This window comes from Chryseobacterium sp. UF-81 (genome assembly GCF_058245105.1).
Window position 1 is genome coordinate 51,447 of the sequence record NZ_JBSIBX010000010.1, and the last position, 25,993, is coordinate 77,439.

Genomic DNA, 25,993 nt, shown 5'->3' on the forward strand with positions numbered 1-25,993 from the left:
GAAAATTTTCTACAATTTGCTTTCAATTCCATTCAAAAGCATAGCAATGATTCCTACAAAAACCCAGAATCTTAATATGTTGAGTGTGAAGAATTTACTTCTTCTTGTAGATTTAAGCAGAAGGTAGATACAGAAGATCATGACAAACAGGCCTCCGGTAAAGTAATACGCCATAAAACCTGATATCCCTGTTTTGGTGATAAGCTTCATGGAAACAGCCATTGTGGTAATCACCAGAGAAATGATGATGATCTGGGTATTTTTATTTTTAAAATAATTTGGAATGGTTGTATACCCGAATGCTTTGTCTACACTTTTCGTGAGCATATCTTTCACAATATCGATGCACAGAAGGATGAGAAAAAGGAAAACAGCCATCAGCAATACTTTTTTGGAAAAGGTTTCGTAATAAACCATCATTCCGAAAAAAGGATACAAGGTAAGGCTTACAAAAGTAAGGTTGTTAATGATCAGTAACCGGCTTAACTTATGGCTGTAAAACCACATAAAGAACTGGTACACAAGAAAAAAAACAAAAACCTTATGGGAGATCATCCATGCAACGCCAAGAGAAATCGCAGTAAGAGCAAGGTAAGCGTATAAAAAATATTTCTGCTTGATAAAGCTCTGAATCCTGGTCCGGAACGGTTTTACCACATGATCTTTTTCCAGATCATAAAACTGGTTGATGATTCCTCCCGCCAAAATGGTTATAACGGTACAGAAAATAATACCGTGTACTTTAAAATCGAAGACAAATTTACTGAATGTTTCATCCTGATTGAAAAGGAAAAAAGTAGATACATACAGCGCAAATGTAAGGAGTGCCGCTACAAAAAATCTTGCGCCGATCAGAAAGCCCACGAATTGTGAGAATCTGTAAAATATGGATTTAGAGATATAGTTTTTAGACTGGAAAGTTTCTTTTTCAGAATTCATTCCAGCCTGTTTAAAATCTGTAAATCACTTCTTTTTGGAAGCCATCAAGCATTTTTTCTGCTTTTGCGTAGTCTTTGGTGAAGCCCAGAATATATCCTCCGCCACCGCTGCCACAAAGTTTCAGATAGTAGGCGTTAGAGTCCAGTCCTTTTTTCCAGATGTTGAAAATACTTTCAGGGATCATTGGACGGAAATGTTCATAGGCCCAGTAAGAAAGCTTTTTCAGATTCCTGAAAAAAGGATTCATGTCTTTTTTAAGGAAAGATTCAATGCATGCGTTATTGTAACGGATGAATTCTTCTTTTAATGTTTTTCGGAAACCTTCCGTTTTCATTTTTTCAAAGAAAATCTGTATCATAGGCCCCGTTTCTCCTGTAATACCACTGTCGATAAGGAATATGGCACCTTTTCCTGCTTCACCATCCGGGATAGAGACCCTGTCCAGGTTTTCTTTATTCTCGATAAGGATCGGGAGGTTCATATAGCAGATCAGCGGGTCCATTCCTGAACTTTTACCATGGAAATAGCTTTCCATTTCTCCAAAAACGGTTTTTAATTTTTTCAGATTGTCTTTCGAAATCTGCTCAGGATCCAACTTATTGAGCGCATATTTTTCAAAAATAGCAGCTACCAAAGCTCCTGAACTTCCTACGCCATATCCCTGAGGAATATTGGAATCGAAGAAAAGTCCGGATTCAATATCACTTTTAAGGCTTTCGATATCTAATTTAAAATCATCAGAAAGGTCAAGCGTTGCAAGGAAATCAGAGTATTTCTGCAGATGTTTGTTCGATTTAAGTTCAAATTCAGAACTCAAATCTGAGAATTTCAGGGTTCCTTTATAGAAACTGTAAGGTACTACAAGCCCCTGGGAGTCTTCAATCATCCCATATTCTCCAAAGAGAATTATTTTTGCATAAAATAGAGGGTTCGTCATCTTGACAATAAATCTTTTTGCAAAGTTAAAATTATTCCGCTGAATATAAGCAAAACTCACGCCGAATTCCAATTTATTTACATATAATTGGTTTTCCTATTAATAACTTAGAAATAGAAGTCATTTTCGATGAACACAAAAAAAAGCCTGAAATCTCAGGCTTTATTATTGAATGGCGTAAAATACAATTAATGCTTGATTAATTTTTTATTCACTGTTTCTTTCTCTGTCTCCACCGTTACAATATAGTTTCCTGTCTGGATGGATGAAATATTTATTTCCTGCTTATTTCCTTTTAATGAAGATCCTGACATTATGAGCCTTCCTGCTTCATCATAAATTTTATAAGATTTTAAAGCATCTTTAGAAGAAATAACAATTATATTTTTAGCAGGATTTGGATAGATATTGATAGCATGATCATTTTTAGTTACCTCATTAACTCCAAGAACATTGCAGGAAAAATTCGCTTTCCAACCATTATCTGTAACTCCCGGGTCCGATACAAATTTTACCGTAATAGCTCCTGAAGAATGTGTAGAAGTAAAGGGACCCGGCACTGTATTTCCTGTCAGGTTATTTCCATTGGCAAACAAGGGAGATGCTGTAGAAGGCCCATTATACACATACATAAAATCATAATCCTGCTCCAATGCAAACTCTGTAAATGTCATGGTAAGCGCACCTGAAACCGGGTAAAATGTTTTAACGATCGTTTCATCATTTTTGTAACCTGCAGTCTGGCCTCCTGTATCTGTAAACAATGCACCGTCGCACCAGGAAGCATCCGTAAGGAATATCTGTGTTTTTTGGAAAGCATTAGATCCTGAACAGGTTGTTCCTACCGATAATTTATAATAAGTTGCAGGCTGAAGGCCGCTGAAACTAAGGTTCTGTGAACTCGTAGTCCCTGATGTTACAGAAGTTTCATCCATTTTGGTAAGCTTATATTTCCATGATGTAGAAACAGCATCCGTAAAGGCTGCATTGGCTGAAACCTGGGTAATGTTTGCAACATTCACTCCTGTGACGGTTGACGTACAGGCAGTGGTACAGTTTGTACCCAGGCACGGCTTCGAATCAACCGTATTCCTGATCAGGGCAGCAGGCTGTGGCCCAAAACCATTATTGAAACTGATTCCTACCCCTGAAATCAGGTGGCAATAACTCATAATGGTTCCCTTCTCTGTTGTGGAAGGAATCGGTCCTGTACAGCCTTCACTGTAACCTGCCTGAGCTCCACAGCCATCAATGGCGGTATCATTGCCGTTCCAGGCACAAGCATGGGTATGAGGAGAGCCTAAGCTATGCCCCATTTCGTGCGTCATCGCCTGAATAGTCCATGAATATACAGGTACGTTTGAATAAGTCTGTGAAATACCGGAATAAGCATGTTTATAAGTTCCGCATAAAGAATTCACATAAGCAACACTTGTAGTGGCTGGTGCATTGATAAGATGGGCTAAATCACCATTAAACGTCTGTCTGTTATTTCTAAAATTCCCAAGATTGGCATTAGGGTTTCCGGTATAAGGATCCGGCGTTGTCCAGATATAGATCTCATTTAAAGCCACTTTAATATCGTCGTTACTGTAAAGAGTGGCAATATTATTATGAACGGCTGTAAGCCAGTTAGTAGTGGTCGTGATGTCTGAATTATTATTCTGATAAGGCTTGTAGCATACCTCATAATAAATTCTTACACAATTTTCCGTCATCGCTTTCTTGCTTACAGACGGGTCGAATGATACTTTTTTGGTCTGGTTTTCTTTCAGTTCATCCACACCGCAGACGAAAGGATTGGCACCGGTGAGTTTTGACTCAGAATAGCTCACAAAATCTTCAGTATTCTTTGCTTTCCCCAATACCACATTCCCAAGCCCGGAAGTAGAAGCCACTCCTACAATATCATTATTAAAAAAGCTGAAAGCTGCAATAGAGGTGTTATCACCTTTCACGATTCCGATATAATAGGCACCCGGGGTATAGTTTACGATTTCTCCTTTATTGGTAACCACCTTAAACTCATTGGTAAAGATCCTGTTCTTATAGAGCTCAACAGTAATCTGCTTATCACCTTCGAAAGGAAAGCTTATTTCAAGGTATTCAGGTTTTTCGTTAATCAGCCTTTTCAGTTCAGCAGATTTTACGTTCATGACGGTAATGTCTGTCGCTGCTCTTTTATATTCTGAGAGCTTTTGTGGTGCCTTATTCACTTCGAACAGATCATACTTTTGAAAAGTATTTTTCTCAGCATGAAATTCAGAAATTTTCTGTGCAACGGGTCTCAGTTTCTGAGCAAAGCCAAAGACCAAGCATTGCAGAAGACATAGCAATAGGATTTTTCTTATCATTTTTACTTAATTAGATGTGCAAATAAACAAAAAAAATCAAATTAGAGTGATAAATAATTAATATTTTAAGATAATTTTTTACTCAGACCGCAATAAATACAAAGATGAAGCTATATTTCTTAAATTGAGACAATATGGGATTTTGAAGCAAGAAAAAAGGCGTTATCAAATAACGCCTTAGTATTTATAAAGTATCTCTTTCTTTCCGCATATTGACTTTAAGAAACCGGATCAGAACAAGTCCTGCCGCGAAAAACAAAGTCATGGATAAGGCTGCGATACGCATATTATTGAAATGTTCAATCAGTGTGGCAAAGATGAATGTACCGATAATGATTGCTATTTTTTCCAATACATCATAGAAGCTGAAATACGTGGTATTTTCCATAGAATCTTCAGGAAGAAGCTTTGAATAGGTTGATCTTGACATAGCCTGAAGTCCACCCATTACCAATCCTACTACCGCTGCCACTCCATAGAACTGATATTCTACCGTAGGATTTTCTTTGTTAAGGAAATAAGCCCAAAGACAAGCAACAATCCAAAGTACGATAGCAATAGAAATCACGTTTCTGTTTCCTATTTTTCTTGATAACCTGGAGAATATGACGGCTCCGATAATCGCTTCGATCTGAATAACCAAAAGGGTTCCGATCAGTTTATCCTGGGCCAGGTTGATTTCACTTTTTCCAAATAAGGTAGCCATCAGGAAAATGGTCTGCATCCCGACACTGTAAAAGAAGAAGCTGGAAAGGAAGAATTTTAGGTTTTTATCCTTAAACAATACTCCACCTACTTTGAAAAGCTCATGAAAACTTTCTTTAGCAATGTCTTTATAAAAGCTCATATTGTCTTTAAGAACTTCAAAGAAACCACCCTGCTCTTCATGTCTTTTAAAGATATTCTTATAGTTTAAAAGGACAAGGTCTTTAGGCAGTTTTTCTTTAACATCTCCAAACTGAGGAAGATGTTTAAATGTGTATTGGGAAAATCCAAACCACCATGCACCGGTCAACAGGAAGCTTATTCTTGTAAATAACAGCTGCTGTGCGGCTCCTTTTGCAAAAACCTGAATAAGTACCAGACAGATCACCACAAGAACGACAGAACCTATATATCCGTAAACATATCCCCTTGCAGACAAAGCATCCTGTTTATCACGGGTTGCAATATCCGGCAGGAAGGAATTATAAAATACCAAACTTCCCCAGAACCCGACACTCGCCGTAATACTGAATAGAAGGCCTAAAAAAACATTATGCATTCCCGTAAACATAGCCAGTCCCATACATGAAGTCGCTCCAAGATAACAGAAAAACTGCAGGAATGATTTTTTATTCCCGATAGTATCCGCTAATGATGACAGAAATGGAGACAGTAACACTACAATAAAAAATGATATGGTCAATGAATATCCATAGACTGCATCCGGCTGATATTCTTTCCCGAAAATCTTGATCATGTGTCTTACCGGAACATCAATCCATGATTTTGTTTCTTCCACATACTCCTTTTTTTCGTAAGCAGTTGTCAGTATGGAATAGTAAATAGGGAAAATAGTAGAGGTAATAACCAATGAGTAAACAGAGTTCGCCCAGTCGTATACAGCCCAGGCTTTCATAATCCTTGGATTATTCTTTATGTTTTGAGGCTGTTGATTCTCAATTTCAGACATTTCAAATAAATATTAGTAGCACAAAAATAGAAAAACCATTAAGAAATCGATTAGAATTTAGAAAAATTATCGATTCCTTAATGGTAAAATATTCCTCGAGAGAATATTACATATTTTCAATCACGATAGCAGAAGCTCCTCCACCACCGTTACAGATAGCTGCGGCACCGTATTTTGCATTATTCTGCTTCAATACATTAATCAGTGTTACGATAATTCTGGATCCTGAACTTCCCAGGGGATGTCCAATTGCAACTGCTCCACCGTTTACGTTTACTTTGGATGCATCCAATCCTAAGATCTTATTATTGGCAAGACCTACTACAGAGAATGCTTCGTTGAATTCAAAGAAATTAATATCAGAAATTTCCAAACCTGCTTTTTTAAGAGCAATCGGTAAAGCCTTTGCAGGGGCAGTCGTGAAGTTTTCAGGCTCCTGAGCTGCATCAGCATAAGAAATGATTTTAGCTAAAGGCTTTAGACCCAATTCTTCCATTTTTTCTTTAGATACAAGGATCAGGGCAGAAGCTCCGTCATTTAATGTAGATGCATTGGCAGCAGTTACCGTTCCTCCTTCTTTTTTGAATACGGTAGGAAGCGTTGCAATCCTGTCGAAGTTTACCGCTTTGTATTCTTCATCTTCAGCAAAAATTACCGGATCTCCTTTTCTTTGAGGAATTTCAACAGGAACCACTTCTTCAGCGAATTTCCCTTCGCTCCAGGCTTTTGCAGATCTTTTGTAAGATTCTATGGCAAAATTATCCTGATCTTCTCTTGAGATACTGTAATCTACAGCACATTTCTCTGCACAAACTCCCATATGCACTTTACCGTACACGTCTGTAAGGCCGTCCAATACCATTCCGTCCTGCATTTTGATATCGCCTAACTTAGTGGCAACTCTTGCATTATAGTAATGTGGAACCAATGACATATTCTCCATACCTCCGGCAACGATCACTTCAGCATCACCTGCCTTGATAGCCTGTGCCGCCATAGTTACTGCTTTCATTCCGGAAGCACATACTTTATTGACTGTGGTAGAAGGTGTCTCAATAGACAGACCTGCACCCAAAGCCACCTGACGTGCCGGCGCCTGGCCTTCTCCTGCCTGCAGTACATTTCCCATATAGATCTCCTGAACATTCTTAGGATCAAGATTAATTTTATCTAATGCTCCCTTTACAGCAGCAGATCCCAGCTTTGTAGCAGGAACGGTTGAAAGGCTTCCCATAAAACTCCCGATAGGCGTTCTTACTGCGGAAACGATGAATACTTCTTTCATGTGTATTATATTTTACTTTTTTTAACAAATGCTGCCTTCCGGCTGCATTATACTATTCTATTTTTTTGCTTTTATGTAAATAACCTCATACTGGTTATTTTCAATTTTAGTATGTATTTTCAGGGCATTATCCTGAGTTTCCACAATTTTATTACTGAAAACATCTCCTATACGGATACGGTCATCATTGGCGGTCTTATCCAGCACAATCGCTTTATAATTGCAGTCGTCCACAAAAACTAAAGTGGATTTTATGTAGTCTTTACCATTATTGAAATATTCGGTCTGAATATTATCTTTAATGGTCATATACCAGATTCCCGCCGGATAATTCGGGCGAAGGAACTTCCCTTCTCTTATATTTTTGCATTTAGCCGGTTGGTCCGGTTTATCAAATGCTGTCTTTTGAGATTTTGCCTGTGAAAATATCAGCATCAATAAGGCTGCTGATCCTATTTTTAAATGCTTCATATCTGTGTCCGTTTATTTACTTTTTTATTTCCTGTAGCGAAAACCATAAGGAAAGCTCCCAGAAATTCTACAACCCAGCCCCACCTCAATTTTACAACTCCTGCAAAAGCCTCTCTCCATGATTTAAACGGCAGAAAGCTGAAATATTCCAGAGACTGCATCTTAACGGCAACGAGTGTAAATGCAAAGAGCAGAATCAGCAATACACCAAAGAATCTTACTACTTTCGCACTGCTGTTCACAATACCAAAGACTGCACATGCTGCGAAAATCCAGCACGCAATAGCCAGATAATGATCCAGTTTCCAGTAGTTCCAGTTCCCGATAACAGGAATATGAACAAGAGGTAAGAAACTACCCGCCACTACTAATAATAATCCTAATAACTGAATATTTTTCATATTTACTAAAGTGCCAAAATACAAAAAAAAACACACTTTTAAACAGTGTGTTTCAAAAACGGATGATTGGCATACAAACATTCGTTAGTATCAATAAAAATCAATTAAAATTATATTATATCTAAAAAATATTGCATTTCATTATTTAATTAAAAAATGACATTGACGAATTCTATACCGATCTGGACTCCGTATTTATTCTTTAGAAGAGCACTGTCATTGAATATAGGCGTAAAATCTTTCTGAACAAATATTTTAAGACCTCCATAACTGATTCCGAACTTTCCACCGACGATGAAGTTGTTTACCCCATGCATTATCCTTTCTCTTTCTACAATTCTTCCGGAGTTTTCATTTGAATATTTTATGTAGTCCACACTTCCCACTTTCACACCGCCATAAATCCCCATCACCAGGCTCAACTGTCTTTTCTTGTTATCAAGATACTGAACTCCGTCATATTCTGTATATTTCGGATTCAATACAAATCTCAAATCTACAGGGATATACAGATAGGTAATGTTGAGTTGGGTCTTCTTTAAATTTCCCTTGTCAAAATCATCTACGAACAAAGTGCTGTCTTCCTGTTTAAAAACTTTTCCGTATTTGGGAACATACTGATCGAATCTAACCCCTAAGCCAACACGGTAAAATACAGGACTTTTAAAGCCCCCGATCTGATCTTCATATCTGATTGCCATTTCTGAAGAGTTGATGATGGTGTTTCTGGTATCAGAATCTTTATTGTAAAAGTTAAAAGGTTCATTTTTTGAAGTCAGGCCTGCTCCCATTATACTGCCGGATAATTCTAAAGTCTGTAAGGACTGCTTGGGATTTTTTGCTTTCTTTTGCCCTAATTTCATATTAAGACCATTAAATCCTAGCCACATTTCGTTTTTACCCGTACTGTCCCGATCCATAAAAACAGCATTTCTGACCATTTCTGTAGTGGCAGCCTGCAGCTCGCTTTGCTGTGCATCTACTTTTTCATTGATGGATTGCTGATATTTTGAAGCAATTTCGGAACGCTGTTTCTCCTTTTCCTCCGGTGTGATTTTATTATCTTTAAAATCTTTATCAACGATATCCAGTTCTGCATTCATTTTGGACTTCTCAGCAACTACAATGCTGTCAATTTTTTTCGAATAGAGTTTAATCTGCAGATTCATATCCGGCTTTTCCTGGGCAGCGCTGTATGTAAAAGCCATTACAGCAGCCATAAAGATCAACTTTGTTCTCATATTTTATAATTTTTAGACCATATTTTAGCTCTGTCCTTATTTCAGGGCAGTATTTTGATTTTATAAAAAGTTCAGATTATTTGGATTCCAGATAGACCGTTACTCCTAAAACAGTTACATTGCCTACATTCGGAACAATATTATCAAATTTGAAGGCTCCAAGCTTACGTTCATCTTTACTGGCTTCTTGCCGGGCTTTATCATATTCTCTGCCTAAAAGAAGTTCATCAGGATTGATATAGTTTGATTTTGCCTTCTTAACTTCTGCCAGTAAAGGAGGATTGGGAATCATAATATTTGCCGCTTTTTCATTTTTAATGATATTATTTTCCGGTTGAACAACTATATTTTGCTCTTCTTTATGTTCAGCCACCTGAGTATCGTCCGATCTTTCTTTTTTCGGAATTAATACATGATCAGAATTAATTTTTTCCAGATTGTCTTTTACAATTTTTCCTGCATTCTCCTGCACAGGCTGATCATTCGAAACAAGCGTCTGGTCTTCCCCATCTGCATTTATGGGATCTGAGGTTTTTTCAAGAGGTTTTTTAACAATATAATCTGTTTGCTTGTTGTCTAATTTCGTTTTATAATTGTTATAATAGATCAATGTTCCTGCAGATACAAAGAGCAATACAACAGCAGCATACTTCCACCACTGAAAAGGCTGTTTTAATGGGATTTCAGAGGTCTGATCCAACTTCTGGTCTAATCTGTCCCAAAGATCTGCAGAAGGCTTAATTTCGAGCCCTTCGTAGTCAGACTTTAATTGTTTCAGTATCTCTTTTTTCATTTTCTTCTGCTTTTAAAAATTCTGTGAGCCATTTTTTTGCTTTGCTTAGCTGGCTTTTGCTTGTTCCCTCTGAAATATTCAGTATTTCTGCAATTTCCTGATGCTTTTTTTCTTCAAAAACATATAAATTGAAGATCAGCCTATATCCTGCCGGCATCTTTGAAAATATTTTCTCCATATTAATTTCTTCCAGCCGTTCATCTCTATCTTCATCGGGATACTCGTCTGCAATTTCTATATCGGCATAAAGAATATTCCTGTTCTTCCTGACAAAACTGATAGAATCATTGACAACAATTTTTCTCAGCCAGAACGGAAAGCTTTTCCAGTCTCTACATTCGTCCAGTTTGGTAAAGCATTTCATAAATGCACCGATCAGGATATCTTCTGCATCATGCAGGTTATTCGTATAAGAATTTGATATGGCAAGCATTTTAGCCGAAAACATTTCGTAGAGAGCCTTCTGGGCCATCCGGTCCTGCTTTTTAGCCAGTAAAAAATTCTTTTCGAGGTTCTCCATGTATCGGTTTCTAACTATAAGACGGAATTATTTGTAAAAGGTTGCCCCGAAAATAAAAAAATTGCACTTTTTCTCAAAAGTGCAATTCATATTTTAATAATCAGTTCTGCAGAATTAATGCTTCACCGGAGAAATTTCTTCCGGATTATGTTTATGTCTGAATAAAACAGCAAAGAAAATGGCAAGAATCAATGCATAAATTGCAAATGAGAGCCATATATTCTGCCAGTCTTTCACCATTACTGCAGATGAAAGAGTTCCGTCAGCATTTACTGCTGAATTGAAGCTGTTTTTAAGGATTTCCAGGAAAGTAGGATTATCAGCTGTTGTGTCAAGGTAAGCAGAAAGGTCTGAAGCATTCGTAAATTTGTGCGTGAAAAATTTGTCGATAGCCCAGCCTGCAATATAGCTTCCGAAAAGGGCGCCAAAACCATTGGTCATCATCATAAACAATCCCTGAGCAGATGATCTTATCTTTTTATCAGTAGTCGTTTCTACGAAAAGAGAACCTGAAATATTGAAGAAATCAAATGCCATTCCGTATACAATGCATGAAAAAATGATCAGTGAAAGCCCGAATCCGTCCGGAACACCATAAGCAAAGAATCCGAATCTAAGTACCCAGGCCAGCATAGACATCAGCATTACTTTTTTAATTCCGAATTTTCTCAGAAAGAATGGAATTGCCAGAATAAATAAGGTTTCCGAAACCTGTGAAATCGACATGATAATCGTAGACCTCTGTACTACAAATGAATCTGCATATTTTGGAAAATGTGAAAATTCACTCAAGAATACATCTCCGTAGGCATTAGTCAGCTGAAGCGCTGCTCCTAAAAGCATTGAAAACAGGAAGAACAATGCCATTTTATAGCTTCCGAAAAGCTTAAATGCATTAAGGCCTAATTGTTCAGATAACGGAGCGTTTTTATCGATCAGTTTCTGAGGCGGACATTTTGGTAAAGTCAGAGCATAGATTCCCAGAAATATAGCAATAGCCCCGCCAATATAGAACTGTCCTTCTGTAGCCTTATTTCCTGTAAGATTGGTAATCCACATCGCTACAATAAATCCGATAGTTCCCCATACCCGGATAGGCGGGAAATCTCTCACGACATCCAGATTACTGTTTTTCAGAATGGTGTAAGAAATGGAGTTCGCCAGGGCAATGGTAGGCATATAAAAGCACATTGCCAGAAGCATCAGCCAAAAGAAAGAATTAGGATCTGCGGAATGAGGCAATACAAAAAGGATAGCCCCGTAAAGGATATGCAGTACAGAAAATATACGTTCTGCATTCACCCAGCGATCGGCAATAATCCCGGTAATGGTCGGCATAAAAATAGAAGCTATTCCCATGGTTCCGAAAACGGCTCCAAACTGGGTTCCGTCCCAGTGTTTTGTACCGAACCAAAAATTAGCCATCGTAATCAGCCATGCTCCCCACACGAAAAACTGAAGAAAGCTGAGGATGGTAAGTCGTAATTTTAAATTCATAGTTTAGTATAAGTGTTCTTTTAGTCAATTCTCTTTTTCCTCCTTTTAATTTCTTCCTGAATTTCCAGAGCGGTGTCAAAGTCCTCCTCTTTTACAGCTTCATCCAATAATTTTTGCAGCTCTTCCATAGATACCGCTTTTAAATTATCTTCAGACTGTTCGGTTTCGGAGAACGGCTGTTCTTCTTTGGAAACGTCTTCCAGTTCAAGAAGGATTCCGGCTTCATTAAGAACCTGCTGGGTGGTAAAAATAGGGGCGTCAAATCTTACGGCCATTGCTACTGCATCAGAAGTTCTTGCATCAAGGATCAGCTCTTCGTTATTAGCTTTATTTTTGAAATTAATATTAGAAAAAAATACGCCGTCTACGATCTGGTAAATAATCACTGAAACCAATTCATAATGAGCAGAAACTATAAATTTTGTGAATAAATCATGGGTAAGCGGACGGGGCGGATGGATGTCTTTTTCCAGTCCCAGCGAAATAGACTGAGCCTCGAAATTTCCTATAACAACAGGTAATTTTATATGTGATTCTTCATGTTCCAATAACAAAGCGTAAGCCCCCGATTGGGTCTGGCTGTACGATATTCCGCGAATAATTAGCTGCTTATAATCCATAGCTACAAATATAGATTAATTTTTTATTGTGATTTTAGTTTTTACGCAAAAATAAAAGCCCGGAAAAGCCCGAACTTTTATTTTTATGTGAATTGTAAATCGTGAATTACTTCGTGCCAATTTTAAAATTCACTATTGACTTGCGGAGCAAAATTCACTATCGATTTTATCCTTTTATTGCTTTGATCTTCTCTGTTAATGCAGGAATAATCTGGAATGCATCTCCTACTACTCCATAATCCGCAGATTTAAAGAATGGTGCTTCCGCATCATTATTAATTACTACGATGGTTTTAGAAGAGTTTACTCCGGCTAAGTGCTGAATAGCTCCGGAAATACCTACTGCAATATAAAGATTAGGTGAAATTGCTTTACCTGTCTGTCCTACGTGTTCTGTGTGAGGTCTCCATCCGATATCAGAAACCGGCTTGGAACATGCTGTTGCAGCACCAAGTACATTAGCAAGATCTTCAATCATTCCCCAGTTTTCAGGACCTTTCATTCCTCTTCCTGCAGAAACTACTACTTCTGCTTCTTTAAGGTCTAATTTACCTGAACTCTGTTCATGAGAGATAACTTTAGTATCTTCGTTAGCTACGGATAGATTTTTAACTTCTTCTGATCCTGATACAGCGCTTTCTTTTACTCCGAAAGCATTTTGAGAAACGGTAATGATCACACCATTCCCTTCAGCTTTTGCATGCATAAATCCTTTTCCTGAGAAAGCTTTTCTTTTCACCTGGAACGGGGAAAGACTTTCAGGAGCTTCCAAAACATTGGTAATTAAAGAATAGTTCTTCATTACCGCAAGCATTGGAGCGATAGAAGATGCGTCTGTAGTGTGAGGGAAAACAATAGTGTTTCCGTCTGCCACTTCACTTACAGCCTGAGCGAATGCCTTTGCTGAAAAGCTTTTAAGACCTTCGTCTTTTACATTGATAACGTTTGATGCTCCATATTTATACAATACATCTGAAGAATCGGTAGGGTTTACAGAGATTGCCGTAACGGTGTCTCCCGCCTGGTCTGCAACTGCTTTAGCATAAGAAACTGCCTCTAAAGCTGCTTTTTTGTAAACTCCATTTATATTTTCTGCGTATACGAATACTGCCATTTTTTTTAAATTTAAAGATTAAAAAATTTAAGGATTAAAAGATTGGATCCGGTCCGGAATTTAAACTTCCTTTTGGGATTCCAGCTTTAATGTTTAGATTACTTTAGCTTCTTCGTGAAGTAACCTTACCAATTCATCCAAATTGTCAGGAGAAACCATTTTCACAGCAGCTCTTGGCGGCACACTGTCATAAGTTACTCCCTGAACTTTCACCTCAGAAGAAGCAGGCTCTACTACCTGTAAAGGCTTTGTTCTTGCAGACATGATCCCTCTCATATTCGGGATGATCAAATCTTTTTCGTCTACCAATCCTTTTTGTCCTGCGATTACAGCAGGTAATTTTACTGATATAGTTTCTTTTCCGCCTTCAATTTCTCTTACAGCTGTAGCTTCGCTTCCATTTACGTCTAAACCTACAGATGCATTAACGAAAGGCTGATTTAACAACTGAGCGAGCATTCCCGGTACTGAACCTCCGTTGTAATCGATAGATTCTTTTCCGCAAAGGATAAGGTCATATCCTCCGTTTTGAGCTACTGCAGCGATTTCTTTCGCTGTAGAATAGCTGTCTTTAGGATCAAGGTTCACTCTCACGGCATCATTGGCACCAATAGCTAATGCTTTTCTGATCACCGGTTCTGTAGCAGCATCTCCTACGTTGATCACTGTTACAGTTGCACCCTGAGATTCCTGAAGTTTAACCGCTTTTGTCAACGCAAATTCATCTAAAGGATTGATTACCCACTGAATTCCATTTTTGTCGAAAGCAGATTTATCTGCCGTAAAGTTAATCTTGGAAGTAGTATCCGGAACACTACTGATACAAACTAATATTTTCATGTGTACTATTTTATTTTTTCCCTTTTGGGCATAAAAACCTTAGTGTTTTATGCTGAGATTCTGTTATATTTTACGTTGCTAATATAATTAAAAAATATATTATGCATGCATAATACTTATTTTTTTACTATTCAATACATTAAATGTATTTACTAGGCTGGTTTTGTTGCCCTAAACTCTATTTTACTGGGCAAAACCCGCGGATTCATTTTTAAAATATCAAGGACAAGATTCCCCATATCTTCAGGCTGGATCTTCCAGCTGTCTTTTTCTGAAGGAACATTTCCGTTAAAATTGGTAGCTACCGATCCAGGCATGATAACTGTAGATTTGATGTTGTATTTTCTCAGATCAATCATTGCCGCCTGAGTAAATCCTACGACTCCAAATTTGGATGCATTGTAGCCTGTCCCATTTTCAAAGAAGTTGGCACCTGCCAGACTCGAAACGGTGATGTAATAGCCTTCTGTCTTTTTTAATTCTTCTACGGAAGCCTTTAATGTATAGAAAACACCTGTAAGATTGGTTTCTATCATATCATTCCACTCTTCGGCAGTGAGTTTATCTACAGGTTTGAATATTCCCAATCCTGCATTAGCAATTACAAAATCCAGCCTTCCGAACTTGGCGATGGTGTACTTTACAGCTTCTTCTTCACTTACCAGGCTTCTTACATCTGAAACGATACCCAAAACATTTTCTGAATACTGCTTCAGCTCTTCTTCCGCTTTTTCTACGTCATCTCTTTTACGTCCTGAAAATGCTACTGAAATACCGTTTTCCAACAATATTTTTGCTATTCCAAAGCCAATCCCTTTGGTTCCTCCGGTTATATAGGCTACTTTATTTTCTGGCATAATGTTTAATTTTAATTCTCTAAAATAACAAAAACGCTCCAATTGAAGCGTTTTATATAGACTAAGATTTATCAGGTATTATTTTTTGATGAATTGTTTAGTGTAGTTTCTTCCTTCAGTTTCTACATTTAATAAAAGTTATTTTTTAATAAACTTCTCAGAGAAATTACCGTTTTCAGTTCTAATATTGATCAAATATGTGCCAGCAGGAAGATTTCTAACATCTATTGCATCATTTTCTAGCCTCGACTGAACCTTTTTACCAGCCGCCTCATAGATTTCAATGCCTTCTATCCTGGCAGAAGCACTTATTTTAATAAAATCTGAAGCGGGATTAGGATACACAGCTACCGTATTTTTATTTACAGCATTATTTGCCACAGATAATATCGCTTGGTTATATACTTTAACATTGTCAATATAGGCTGTACCGTCTGCATTATCGTGTACAAAACGCAGCTGGTTTATATCTATTGATTCCACCGCAATACCGGAGTAAACCAAAGCTCCGTTCACATAGTATTTAACATCCGCGGCGGTTCCTACAACTGTAATATGATACCAGGAATTCGGCTGCCATGTTCCTAAAGCAGTTTCCATTACAGGACTCCCTGATAGTATTTTCAGTACTTTAATTGCACCGGAATTATCAAAATCGAGTCTGACAATATATTTTTCATCAGCGCTGCTTACTCCCTGAAAGCTAAAAATCGATCCATTAAGCTGGGACATACTGATATCGAAAGAAACCGTGAAACTGTTATAAGGAAGCAGTACAGGAAGATTATCAAATGCGCCGATAATGGGAATGGATTGGGTTCCATAAGTATTCTCTTTTACAATCTTCAGAGAATTCATTCCATCTGATGCATTATCTATAGAAATGATCTGGTTAAGCACATTCGGAGGCATATCACCAGTGGGTGTACTGATCCAGGTTCCCTGTCCGTGGATATTCCCGGTATAAAATCCGTCTGCATTTTCAAACGAAATGGTCTGCTGTGCAAAGGAAGATATTGAAAGCAAGCAGAATGCGACGGAGTAGTTTTTTTTCATAGCCATTATTTTAAGTTGAACTAAAAATAATCACATACATTAACTAAAAAAATACCATTTGATAGGGATATTACCATAAAAAAACGTAAAGCGCTCCGATTTTGGAACGCTTTACTGAATATGATTATAAAATATTTAATTATTTTGAATAATTCTCGAAGAACAACGGAATACTTTCAATTCCTTTATAGAAATTAAACAGTCCGTAATGTTCATTCGGTGAGTGAATTGCATCTGAATCCAGCCCAAAGCCCATCAGCACAGACTTTGCACCCAATACTTTTTCGAACATTGCCGTAATCGGAATACTACCTCCGCTTCTGTAAGGAAGAACTTCTTTACCAAATACAGTTTCCATGGCCTGCTTAGCCGCTAAGAATTCTTTGGTATCGCTTGGCAGAACATATGGCATTCCTCCGTGGTGAGGTGTTACTTTTACTTTAACATTCTCAGGAGCAATCTTTTCAAAATATTTTGTGAATTTTTCCGTGATTTCTTCAGGAGTCTGATACGGAACGAGACGCATTGATATTTTAGCAGAAGCTTTGGAAGGAATTACTGTTTTAGCGCCTTCTCCTGTATATCCTCCCCAGATACCGTTACAATCTAAAGTAGGGCGGATAGAGGTTCTTTCAAGCGTTGTATAGCTTTTTTCCCCTTCCACTCCATTCAGTCCGATAGATTTCTTGAATTCTTCCGGATTATCCTTCAGTTTGTTCATATCTGCTCTTTCAGCATCTGATACGGTTTCTACATTATCATAAAATCCATCGATGGTAATATGCCCGTCTTCGTCGATTAATTTAGCAATCATTCTGGAAAGCACATGAATCGGGTTCGGGACCGCTCCTCCGTACAGCCCTGAATGAAGATCCCTGTTCGGTCCTTCCACTTCAACTTCCACATAGCTTAATCCTCTTAAACCAGTCGTAACAGTTGGCTGTTCGTTGCTGTAAATATGGGTATCAGAAATTAAAATACAGTCGCAAGACAACTTTTCTTTGTTTTCATTAACGAAATCTCCCAAACTTACGGAACCTACTTCTTCCTCACCTTCCAAGATAAACTTGACATTACAAGGAAGAGAATTTGTCTTCATCATCGCTTCAAAAGCTTTTAAATGCATGAAAAACTGCCCTTTATCGTCCGCAGAACCTCTTGCAAAAATGGCTCCTTCAGGATGAAGTGCTGTTTTTTCAATATAAGGTTCAAAAGGTGGTTTTGTCCAAAGCTCTAATGGATCTGCCGGCTGAACATCATAATGTCCGTATACCAATACTGTTGGCAAATTTTTATCTAAAAGTTTTTCTCCAAAAACAATAGGATATCCTTTGGTTTTGCATACTTCTACATTGTCAGCTCCTGCATTTTTAAGATATTCTGCAACAACATCCGCACATTTCAATACGTCATTTTTATAAGCCGGATCTGCAGAAATAGAAGGAATTCTCAATAACTCAAATAATTCATCCACGAAACGCTGTTTGTTTTCATTGATGTAATTTAATGTCTCTTGCATTTTAAAAATTTGTTTCGTTAAAAATAAAAAAAATGCCCTGCTTGAGCAAGACATTCATATAATACTTTATTGTATTTAAATTATTTTGTAAATCTTACAGACATTTTTCTGTCAGATGCTCTTTCTGCATCAGATGCTTTTGCATCCACTTTTGCAAATTGGCTTCCATATCCCTCAGCTGAAACAATCTGTCCACCAGCACCTAAACCGGTAAGCTGAGCTTTGATAAAGTCTGCTCTTTCCTGAGATAATTTTACATTTTTAGCTTCATCTCCGGTTTTGTCGGTATAACCACCGATTTTGATTTTTGAATCAGGGTAAGCTTTCAAAATTTTAGCCAGGTTATTCAACTGCTCCTGAGAACCGGCTTCTAACTGATTGGCAGAACCCATTTTGAAGTTAACATTATCAAAATCATACCATACATTTTTCAATCCGTCTTCTGTGGCAGAAGCATATTGTCCGGATTTCAGGTATTTTACAATGCTGTCTTCCATTCCGTTAGCAAAACCTTTCAGAGCAACCCCATTTAAATCAATAGAAACCTGAGATCTCTTCTCAGCATGTTCAGAACCATGTCCTGCAGCAGCTTCATGACCGTGTGCTTCACCTCCACCCTGTGCATCGTCAGAATATCTTTCTATTCCTTCTTCCAGTTTCAGAGTATTCTTGTTTCCTCCGGCCTGGATCTTTTTACAGCTTACGGCTACTGTTGCAACAGCTAAACATATAATGAATTTTTTCATATGTAAAATTTATTTTTTAAATGTCATATGGAATCGCATTATTTTAGCCGGTTATCATATTTTAACAGCAAGCGATTTCATGCTTAAATTTTTGATTGCCCAAAAGTAAGAAATCCTGCTTTTTTCGGCAACATTTTTATACTGATTTTAAAATAATTTTACCTTTTTTGGATTGTGTAAAAATAAGGTAGCCTTCTCCACCGTCTTTTATGCCATATTTCTTTTTGATATCTTCAGGTTTTAAGGGATAATTCTTTGAAATGATATTAAACTGCTCTTTCTTTTTAATCTGCTTGGATTCAACAGCTTCCATTTCTAAAATCCTGCCGGGAAAATCATCGATCTTCTGATCTGAAGTATAAAGATGGGTATTGGGGTGAAGTTTTTTAAGTCCGAATCTTTCTGAGATCAGATTAAAAACCCCTGCTTTCAAAATACTGTTGTTGGGAATATATATGAATTTTTCAGGCTCAGCATATTCTGCCCGGGCATTTTCTTCCTCTCCGAATTTAAACAGAAAATCAGATTCTTCACTTTCCAGATTAATACAATTGACCGTTATCTCGCCTCTCTTTTCATTCGACAGAAAAATGACCGCTTCTTTAACATCGTTTTTTACGGCTATAATTTCAATCCTGAAAATACCCGGTAAGACTGAAACCAGATATTTCAAATCGATTAACGGAGACAGTTTTATAACTACCTGGTCTGCCGCCATAAGCAACTTTTCCTTAATCTGAATAACATCAGGCGAAAGATCTTCGAGCAGAAAAACTTTATTTTTGTTCTTGTCCCTTCTTGCAGGATCTAAATAGATAACATCAAAATATTCCTTATTGATGTTCAAAAAATCCTCCAGGTTTTGATTAATGAATGTAGCTTTTCGGTTTAAAATTCCCCAATTATGTTCTACAATATTCAACAATTCAGAATTCTGCTCTACCAAAGTAACTTCTTCAAAATTTTGGGACAAATAATAGGCATCAATTCCAAAGCCACTGGTCAGATCAATGAATTTATTTCCTTTAAGAATCTGTGATTTGTAGAGTGCTGTGTTTTCTGAGGATGACTGTTCTAAATTAAGCTGGGGCGGAAAAATAACTCCCTCTTTCAGCAGAAAAGGGAATTTTTTCCGGGCGGTCTGCCGACCTTTGATCTGCTGGACAATTTCCTGCATGGAAACCTCCGGAAACGGGGATTTTTTTAACAAAAGAGAATGCAGATCTGTGTTTAGATTTGCATTGATATAGTTTTGAATTTCTAAATTGGAATGCCACGAATGCACGAATACTTTATTTTAAATAGTTACTGCTTATAAAATGACTCTTTTATAATTTAATTTCAATTCGCCAAAATTAACAATCAATGCTAATTTATTTCCAGAAACTTTTAAATAATTAATTGCCTGTGCTAAATCAACATCCACAATCTGACTTTTGCCTTTTATTTCTAAAATAATTTTTTCATTAATTACAAAATCTGCATAAAATTTGTGCGGAAGAACGATTCCTTTATAAACTACCTCATATTCTTTTTCTCTTTCATAGAATAATCCAGCTTTTCGAAATTCTAGTTCCAATGCATCTTTATAAACAATTTCAGAAAAGCCATGACCTAGATAATTGTGAATTTCCATACAAATCCCAACAATCCGATATGACTCTTCCTTATAAATAATATTCATCTGATAATCCATTTGTGCCTGAATACAAATTTAATAAAATATATTCGGGTATTCGTGGCATCAAATATGATGAATACTTACTCAAACATTTCAGCCCATCGTACGGCTTTTATTTCTTTTTCGCTGTAAAGATCCTCAATTGATCTTTTAACGTCTAATTTGGGGTATAAATTGACTCCAATCAGTTTTATTTTGCCTTCTTCTACCCATTTTTGTTCTTCAACAGCATGGTCATAGATCTTTTTCTGAATAATTCCCTGCTTTAAAAGCTCAAGATAACCACCCGCTTCTTCCACTTCAACAAACAGTGCCCAAGATTTTTCTGCAATCTGGCGGGTAATGTCTTCTACATAATAACTTCCATTTGAAGCGTCCTCAAAAACATTAATGATGCTTTCATAAGCAAGAACAATCTGCTGCTTGAAGGAAATTTCTTCGGAGTTGTCAGTGCTTCTGTTTACAAGATAGTTGTTGCTGAATACCGCATCTGCCCCTGCAATCATTGCGGAAGCCAGTTCCAGTGTCGAACGGATCAGGTTATTTTCACTGTCTGCAACAGCCTTATTCCTTAAAGATGTTTCTGCAAAAATATATGGCGTTTCATTTAAACCATATTCTTTGGAAAGCTGGTTAAAAACTATTTTAAAGGCTCTCAGCTTAGCCATCTCAAAGAAATAATTTCCTCCGACTGCTATTCTGAAGATCAGCTTGTTCAAAATTTCAGTGCCATACGCTTCAGCAAGTTCCTTTGTTTTCGCCAGTGCGATTCCCAACTGCTGGTAAATTGCAGCTCCGGCATTCTGATGAAGTGAAATATCAACACTGATGTTTCTTCTGAAGTCTTTTGATAAAAGTTCTTTAGCCAGCTGATCATCAATGATGCCTTCTTTTTCCTTAAAAACATCAATCAGTGAAAAATACTGGTCTTCTTCTTTCGGGCTGATATGGCCGGCCAGATCTTTATTATTGACAAAGATTGTTTTTTGCTCAAGGTTTTCTACGTTGTGGTCTAAGATAAATGCAAATACATCTTCTTCCAGACTTTCGTGATATCTTGCCACGAGATGGGTATTTTCCTCAACTTTTGGCAGGTTTGCCAATGGTTTCTGAACTTCACTGTAAAAAGGTTTCACATCAATTCCTTCCAGATTTTCTTTATTTAAGACGGAATAAATGTCTTCTGTTTTAAGCTGTTTTTTTACTAAATTTTCCCAGTTTGGAAGTATATCTGCTGACATTGGCTGTTTATTATGGGTGAATGGTGAATTTGGAAAAATTAACTATTAACCATTGGCAATTCACTATTTCAGTTATAATTTTTCATTGTGAATGGTAAATTTTGCTTCGCAAGTCAATGGTGAAGTATTAAAATTGACTATTAACCATTGACCATTCACGATTACGTTTATAATTTTTGTGAATGGTGAATTTTGCTTCACAAGTTAATGGTGAATTTATTAAAATTGACTATTAACCATTGACCATTCACGATTACGTTTATATTTTTTATATGAATTGTGAATTTTGCTTCGCAAGTTAATGGTGAAGTATTAAAATTGACTATTAACCATTCACAGCAAAGCTAATTGACTTTTCACATTTCAAATCTCTTATTTTTTAGCACTGTTTGCGCTGTCCACTACCAAAATGAAGATTTCCTCATCCGGTTTTTTCATGAAATAATTTTCTCTTGCGTATTTTTCTTTTTCCGACTTATTGTTCATCAGCTTTTTATAAAAGGTATCATTTTTTTCGTACTCTTTTTTATAATATTCCAGCTGGTCTTCATATCGGCTGATTTCGCCATTCAGTTCATTAATAACAAGGAAAGAGGTTTTATCAAAGAAAATCATCCATATCAGGAACATACAGATCGTAATGGTGTATTTATTCAGAACATATTTCTGGATAATTTTGAATGTTTCAGATTTCGGCTGAATGTCTTTAATAAGTTTGTTTTCTTCCATTTTAATGTTTTCTCAACGAATTTTTAATAACAGTAGTTAAAAAATCAATCGCTACGGAATTCTGTCTCATATTCGGAATGATCAGATCTGCATCATTCTTGGACGGTTCTATGAATTCCTGATGCATTGGTTTCAGTGTGGTCTGATAACGGTGGAGGACTTCATTCAGGTCTCTTCCCCTTTCCTGGGTATCACGCCTGATTCTCCTGATCAGTCTTTCGTCTGAATCTGCATGAACAAATACTTTTAAATCAAATTCTTTCAGCAGTTCTTTGTTCGTCAATACCAGAATACCTTCTACTACCAATACATTTTTAGGTTCTACAGTGACGTGGTCGCCAGTTCGGGAATGGGTAACAAAGCTGTAAATGGGCTGTTCTATAGACTCATTATTTTTTAAAGCTTTTACATGTTTTATCATTAAATCGAAATCTATAGACTTTGGATGGTCATAATTGAGCGCCTCTCTCTCGGTCAGTGTCAGATTTGGGTTGTCGTGATAATAATTATCCTGAGAAAGGATATTCATTCCTTCAATATCAAGCTGTTGCAGTATCTTATCAACAACTGTAGTTTTGCCGGATCCTGTTCCTCCGGCAATTCCTATTACAAGCATTCTTTTTAGTTTCTTTATAGTTGGTACAAATATACTATTTTAGATGAATGCAAATAAAACAATCCCTGCAGAATTTAGATTAAACAAAAAAAATCCGATGCATGGATATCAGATTTTAAAGATATTTTTTTGACAAAATTACATTTCCAATAAAAAACTCTGCCGCGTGGCAGAGTTCCGTTTATACTATTTCGCTTGTTAATTCTCTTGAAAGGAGTTTCTCATGCATGGGCTTAAGGAGGTCCATAGAACCTGTTTTTACCGTGCATTTTCCTTTGTAATGAACCAGTATGGTACATTGCTCTGCCTGTTCCAGAGTATGCTTACAGATTTCGACCAGACAATCTATCACATAATCAAATGTGTGGATGTCATCGTTATGGAGAACCAGTTTATATACTTCATCTGTATCATCCAAAACCAGTACTTCTTCTTCATACTGGCGTTTTGGATCTTCGTAATCTTTTATACTATAAAAAATCATGTCTACCTTTTTAAACTTCCCCTATTTTATCGGCCAGATCATTAAATACATTCGGGCCTTCATATACTAATTCTACGAGCTCTACGCTCTTATTATTCATTTTCAGAATTTTGAAATGGTAGTTTTCCAAATCAAATTCATCGTTCTCCTCCGGAATATCTTCGAGTTCGTGCAGAATGAATCCTGCCAATGAGTTGTATTCACTTTCTTCGGAAAGAGGCAGTTTTTTAGGTAAATGCTCATTAATTTCGTCCAGCGGCTGTGTAGCCTGGACCCAATAAATATTATCCCCTATTTTATCCACCAGCTTATCTTCATCATCCTCTTCATCCTGTATTTCCCCTACAAGTTCCTCCAGGATATCTTCCAGGGTAATAATACCTTCTGTTCCTCCAAATTCATCAATAACGATCGCAAGGTGCTGCTTTTTCTGCTGGAAGGTCTTCAGAAGGTCTGAGATCTTTTTGCTGCCAACAACAAAGAATGCATCACGCATAAGATCTTTGAGATCCTCATGGTTAAGGTCTCCTTTTCTCTTTACAAATTCCCTGATGATCTCTTTGGTATAGAAAATACCTATCACATTATCTATGGAATCAAGATACACTGGAATACGGGAATATCCGCTATCCATAATCTTGTTGATAATTTCATTGATATCTTCTTCAAAGTCAATAGACGTTATATTCTGTCTGGGAACCATGATCTGCTTGGCGGAATGATCTGTAAAATCAAATGCATTTTTAATGATCTCATAGTTCTCTTCTTCAATCTCACCGCTGTCAGCACTCTGTTTTACCAGAAGCTGAAGTTCTTCGGTGGAGTGAATTTCCTGTTCTGAGGCCGGATGTATCTTAACTAATCTCAGAAATGTGTTCGACATCAGGTTCATTAACCAGATAAACGGCTTGAAAACCGTGTAAAAAACCCTTAATGGAACTGCTGTAGCCATTGTAGTTGCTTCCGATTTTCTAATTGCAATAGATTTCGGGATAAGCTCACCAAATACAATATGCATTACTGTAATCAATACAAAGCTTGTCACCACAGAGATTGTGGTAATTGTTGTCTGGGTAAGCTCCACATTCAAAGAATGGAAAATACTTTCAACCACGTGATGCAGGGCACTTTCACCTACCCAACCCAACGCAAGAGATGCCAGGGTAATACCAAGCTGTGTAGCAGACAGATATTCATCAAGATGCTTGATAATATGCTCCGCCTGTTTTGCCATAGAGTTACCTTCGGCTGCTTTTAACTGGATCTGTGAATAACGAACCTTAACAATTGAGAATTCTGCGGCTACGAAAAAGCCATTTAGTAAAACAAGAAATAAGGCTAGCAAAAGCCTGACTATATCCGAGTCCATTTAGAAGTTGTATAATATTTTAGTCTACAAAGATAGATAAAATATAAATAACAAAAAAAGCATCGACAATATCGATGCTTTAATATTATGTTAAAATAATTCTTTACGAATTTTTCAAAGCTTCTGCTCCGGAAACGATCTCTAAGATTTCGTTTGTAATGGCAGCCTGTCTTGCTTTGTTGTAGAAAATTACAAGATCATTCTTAAGTTCCTGTGCGTTATCTGTAGCTTTGTGCATTGCTGTCATTCTAGCACCGTGCTCAGAAGCAACTGAATCTAAAACGGCTTTGAAAACCTGTGTTTTAATCGCTTTAGGGATCAGATTGTCAAGAATCTCGTTTCTGTTCGGCTCAAAGATATAATCTGTTTCTACTTGAGTTTCTTCAGCATTTTCAGCCATAGAAATCGGAAGAAGCTGCTCGGCAGTTACTTCCTGGGTAGCGGCATTAACAAATTTGTTGTAAATCAGATAAACTTCGTCAAATTTGCCTTCTTTAAAGCTGTTCATTACTCCTTCAGTAACATGAGATACTGTATCAAAGTTTAAGTTATCAAAAACAGCACTTTCATTAGAGTATACCGTACGGGTTCTTCTTACCGCATCAAAAGCTTTTTTACCGATGGTAAGCACTTCAACTTCGTATTGAGACTTATCTCTAAACTGGTTGTTAAGCTCTTTTACGATAGATGAGTTGAAAGCTCCTGCAAGACCTCTGTTTGAAGTAACAGCGATGAAAAGAATCCTCTTCACTTCTCTTTTTTGAGCATAGACAGAAACCTGATCGGGATCAGAGCTAGAATTTACATTCTGGATGATTTCCTGCAGTTTCTCAGAATAAGGTCTTAGCATTACGATGGCATCCTGTGCTTTTTTAAGCTTCGCAGCGGAAACCATTTTCATAGCACGTGTAATCTGCATCGTAGATGAAATTGACGTAATTCTACCTCGTATTTCTTTTAAGTTTGCCATTAATTTGGGTTCAAAGTTTATGGTCTAAAGTTTAAGGT

26 protein-coding genes are annotated in these 25,993 nt (G+C 37.1%); all 26 read right to left on the reverse strand.

Annotation, left to right across the window (positions count from 1 at the left end; translation table 11 throughout):
• Positions 1–9: 9 nt before the first annotated feature.
• Positions 10–939 (reverse strand): UbiA family prenyltransferase, encoded by a 930-nt coding sequence (locus AC4IFE_RS14220; protein ID WP_490757819.1) that lies wholly within the window; start codon positions 937–939, stop codon positions 10–12.
• 10 nt (positions 940–949) lie between these two features.
• Positions 950–1,876, reverse strand: a complete 927-nt coding sequence (locus AC4IFE_RS14225) for a mevalonate kinase family protein (RefSeq protein WP_490757820.1) — start codon at positions 1,874–1,876, stop codon at positions 950–952.
• A 188-nt stretch (positions 1,877–2,064) separates the two neighbouring features.
• Positions 2,065–4,230, reverse strand: coding sequence for a T9SS type A sorting domain-containing protein (locus AC4IFE_RS14230; protein ID WP_490757821.1), 2,166 nt, complete (start codon positions 4,228–4,230; stop codon positions 2,065–2,067).
• Between the two features lie 184 nt (positions 4,231–4,414).
• Positions 4,415–5,905, reverse strand: a complete 1,491-nt coding sequence (locus tag AC4IFE_RS14235; protein ID WP_490757822.1) for an MFS transporter — start codon at positions 5,903–5,905, stop codon at positions 4,415–4,417.
• Positions 5,906–6,011: 106 nt separating this feature from the next.
• Positions 6,012–7,190: an acetyl-CoA C-acyltransferase gene (locus AC4IFE_RS14240; protein WP_490757823.1), complete on the reverse strand. Its 1,179-nt coding sequence runs from the start codon at positions 7,188–7,190 to the stop codon at positions 6,012–6,014.
• A gap of 57 nt (positions 7,191–7,247) precedes the next feature.
• Positions 7,248–7,661: a hypothetical protein gene (locus AC4IFE_RS14245; protein ID WP_490757824.1), complete on the reverse strand. Its 414-nt coding sequence runs from the start codon at positions 7,659–7,661 to the stop codon at positions 7,248–7,250.
• Complete coding sequence (locus tag AC4IFE_RS14250) at positions 7,658–8,062, reverse strand: hypothetical protein (protein ID WP_490757825.1); 405 nt, start codon at positions 8,060–8,062, stop codon at positions 7,658–7,660. The genes AC4IFE_RS14245 and AC4IFE_RS14250 overlap by 4 nt, the downstream gene beginning before the upstream one ends.
• 149 nt (positions 8,063–8,211) lie before the next feature.
• Complete coding sequence (locus tag AC4IFE_RS14255; protein WP_490757826.1) at positions 8,212–9,303, reverse strand: hypothetical protein; 1,092 nt, start codon at positions 9,301–9,303, stop codon at positions 8,212–8,214.
• 76 nt (positions 9,304–9,379) lie between these two features.
• Positions 9,380–10,096: a hypothetical protein gene (locus AC4IFE_RS14260; RefSeq protein WP_490757827.1), complete on the reverse strand. Its 717-nt coding sequence runs from the start codon at positions 10,094–10,096 to the stop codon at positions 9,380–9,382.
• Positions 10,062–10,616, reverse strand: coding sequence for an RNA polymerase sigma factor (locus tag AC4IFE_RS14265; protein ID WP_490757828.1), 555 nt, complete (start codon positions 10,614–10,616; stop codon positions 10,062–10,064). The genes AC4IFE_RS14260 and AC4IFE_RS14265 overlap by 35 nt, the downstream gene beginning before the upstream one ends.
• A 114-nt stretch (positions 10,617–10,730) precedes the next feature.
• Positions 10,731–12,113, reverse strand: a complete 1,383-nt coding sequence (locus AC4IFE_RS14270; protein WP_490757829.1) for a nucleoside permease — start codon at positions 12,111–12,113, stop codon at positions 10,731–10,733.
• A gap of 20 nt (positions 12,114–12,133) precedes the next feature.
• The gene (locus tag AC4IFE_RS14275; RefSeq protein WP_111958051.1) at positions 12,134–12,733 is read right to left on the reverse strand and encodes a bifunctional nuclease family protein; all 600 of its coding nucleotides are present in this window, start codon (positions 12,731–12,733) and stop codon (positions 12,134–12,136) included.
• Positions 12,734–12,899: 166 nt separating this feature from the next.
• Positions 12,900–13,847 (reverse strand): electron transfer flavoprotein subunit alpha/FixB family protein, encoded by a 948-nt coding sequence (locus tag AC4IFE_RS14280; protein WP_490757830.1) that lies wholly within the window; start codon positions 13,845–13,847, stop codon positions 12,900–12,902.
• Between the two features lie 93 nt (positions 13,848–13,940).
• Entirely contained in the window at positions 13,941–14,687 is a 747-nt protein-coding gene (locus AC4IFE_RS14285; protein WP_490757831.1) for an electron transfer flavoprotein subunit beta/FixA family protein, read from the reverse strand.
• Positions 14,688–14,839: 152 nt separating this feature from the next.
• Complete coding sequence (locus AC4IFE_RS14290; protein ID WP_490757832.1) at positions 14,840–15,544, reverse strand: SDR family oxidoreductase; 705 nt, start codon at positions 15,542–15,544, stop codon at positions 14,840–14,842.
• 138 nt (positions 15,545–15,682) lie between these two features.
• Positions 15,683–16,600: a T9SS type A sorting domain-containing protein gene (locus tag AC4IFE_RS14295; protein WP_490757833.1), complete on the reverse strand. Its 918-nt coding sequence runs from the start codon at positions 16,598–16,600 to the stop codon at positions 15,683–15,685.
• A gap of 139 nt (positions 16,601–16,739) precedes the next feature.
• Positions 16,740–18,119, reverse strand: a complete 1,380-nt coding sequence (locus AC4IFE_RS14300) for a dipeptidase (protein WP_490757834.1) — start codon at positions 18,117–18,119, stop codon at positions 16,740–16,742.
• Between the two features lie 80 nt (positions 18,120–18,199).
• Positions 18,200–18,865 carry an OmpA family protein gene (locus AC4IFE_RS14305; RefSeq protein ID WP_490757835.1) on the reverse strand — a complete coding sequence of 222 codons (666 nt, stop codon included), beginning with the start codon at positions 18,863–18,865 and terminating at the stop codon, positions 18,200–18,202.
• A 136-nt stretch (positions 18,866–19,001) separates the two neighbouring features.
• A complete protein-coding gene (locus tag AC4IFE_RS14310) occupies positions 19,002–20,075 on the reverse strand; it encodes a class I SAM-dependent methyltransferase (protein WP_490757836.1) in 1,074 nt (357 codons plus the stop codon).
• A 102-nt stretch (positions 20,076–20,177) separates the two neighbouring features.
• Complete coding sequence (locus AC4IFE_RS14315; RefSeq protein ID WP_490757837.1) at positions 20,178–20,549, reverse strand: GxxExxY protein; 372 nt, start codon at positions 20,547–20,549, stop codon at positions 20,178–20,180.
• 77 nt (positions 20,550–20,626) lie between these two features.
• Positions 20,627–21,787, reverse strand: coding sequence for a methylmalonyl-CoA mutase family protein (locus tag AC4IFE_RS14320; RefSeq protein ID WP_490757838.1), 1,161 nt, complete (start codon positions 21,785–21,787; stop codon positions 20,627–20,629).
• A 372-nt stretch (positions 21,788–22,159) separates the two neighbouring features.
• Complete coding sequence (locus AC4IFE_RS14325) at positions 22,160–22,516, reverse strand: FtsB family cell division protein (RefSeq protein ID WP_490757839.1); 357 nt, start codon at positions 22,514–22,516, stop codon at positions 22,160–22,162.
• Position 22,517: 1 nt separating this feature from the next.
• Positions 22,518–23,132: a uridine kinase gene (gene udk / locus AC4IFE_RS14330; protein WP_490757840.1), complete on the reverse strand. Its 615-nt coding sequence runs from the start codon at positions 23,130–23,132 to the stop codon at positions 22,518–22,520.
• Between the two features lie 181 nt (positions 23,133–23,313).
• Complete coding sequence (locus AC4IFE_RS14335; protein ID WP_490757841.1) at positions 23,314–23,616, reverse strand: ATP-dependent Clp protease adaptor ClpS; 303 nt, start codon at positions 23,614–23,616, stop codon at positions 23,314–23,316.
• 10 nt (positions 23,617–23,626) lie between these two features.
• A complete protein-coding gene (locus tag AC4IFE_RS14340) occupies positions 23,627–24,985 on the reverse strand; it encodes a hemolysin family protein (protein ID WP_490757842.1) in 1,359 nt (452 codons plus the stop codon).
• A 103-nt stretch (positions 24,986–25,088) separates the two neighbouring features.
• Entirely contained in the window at positions 25,089–25,955 is an 867-nt protein-coding gene (gene atpG, locus AC4IFE_RS14345) for an ATP synthase F1 subunit gamma (protein WP_490757843.1), read from the reverse strand.
• Positions 25,956–25,993: the final 38 nt, after the last annotated feature.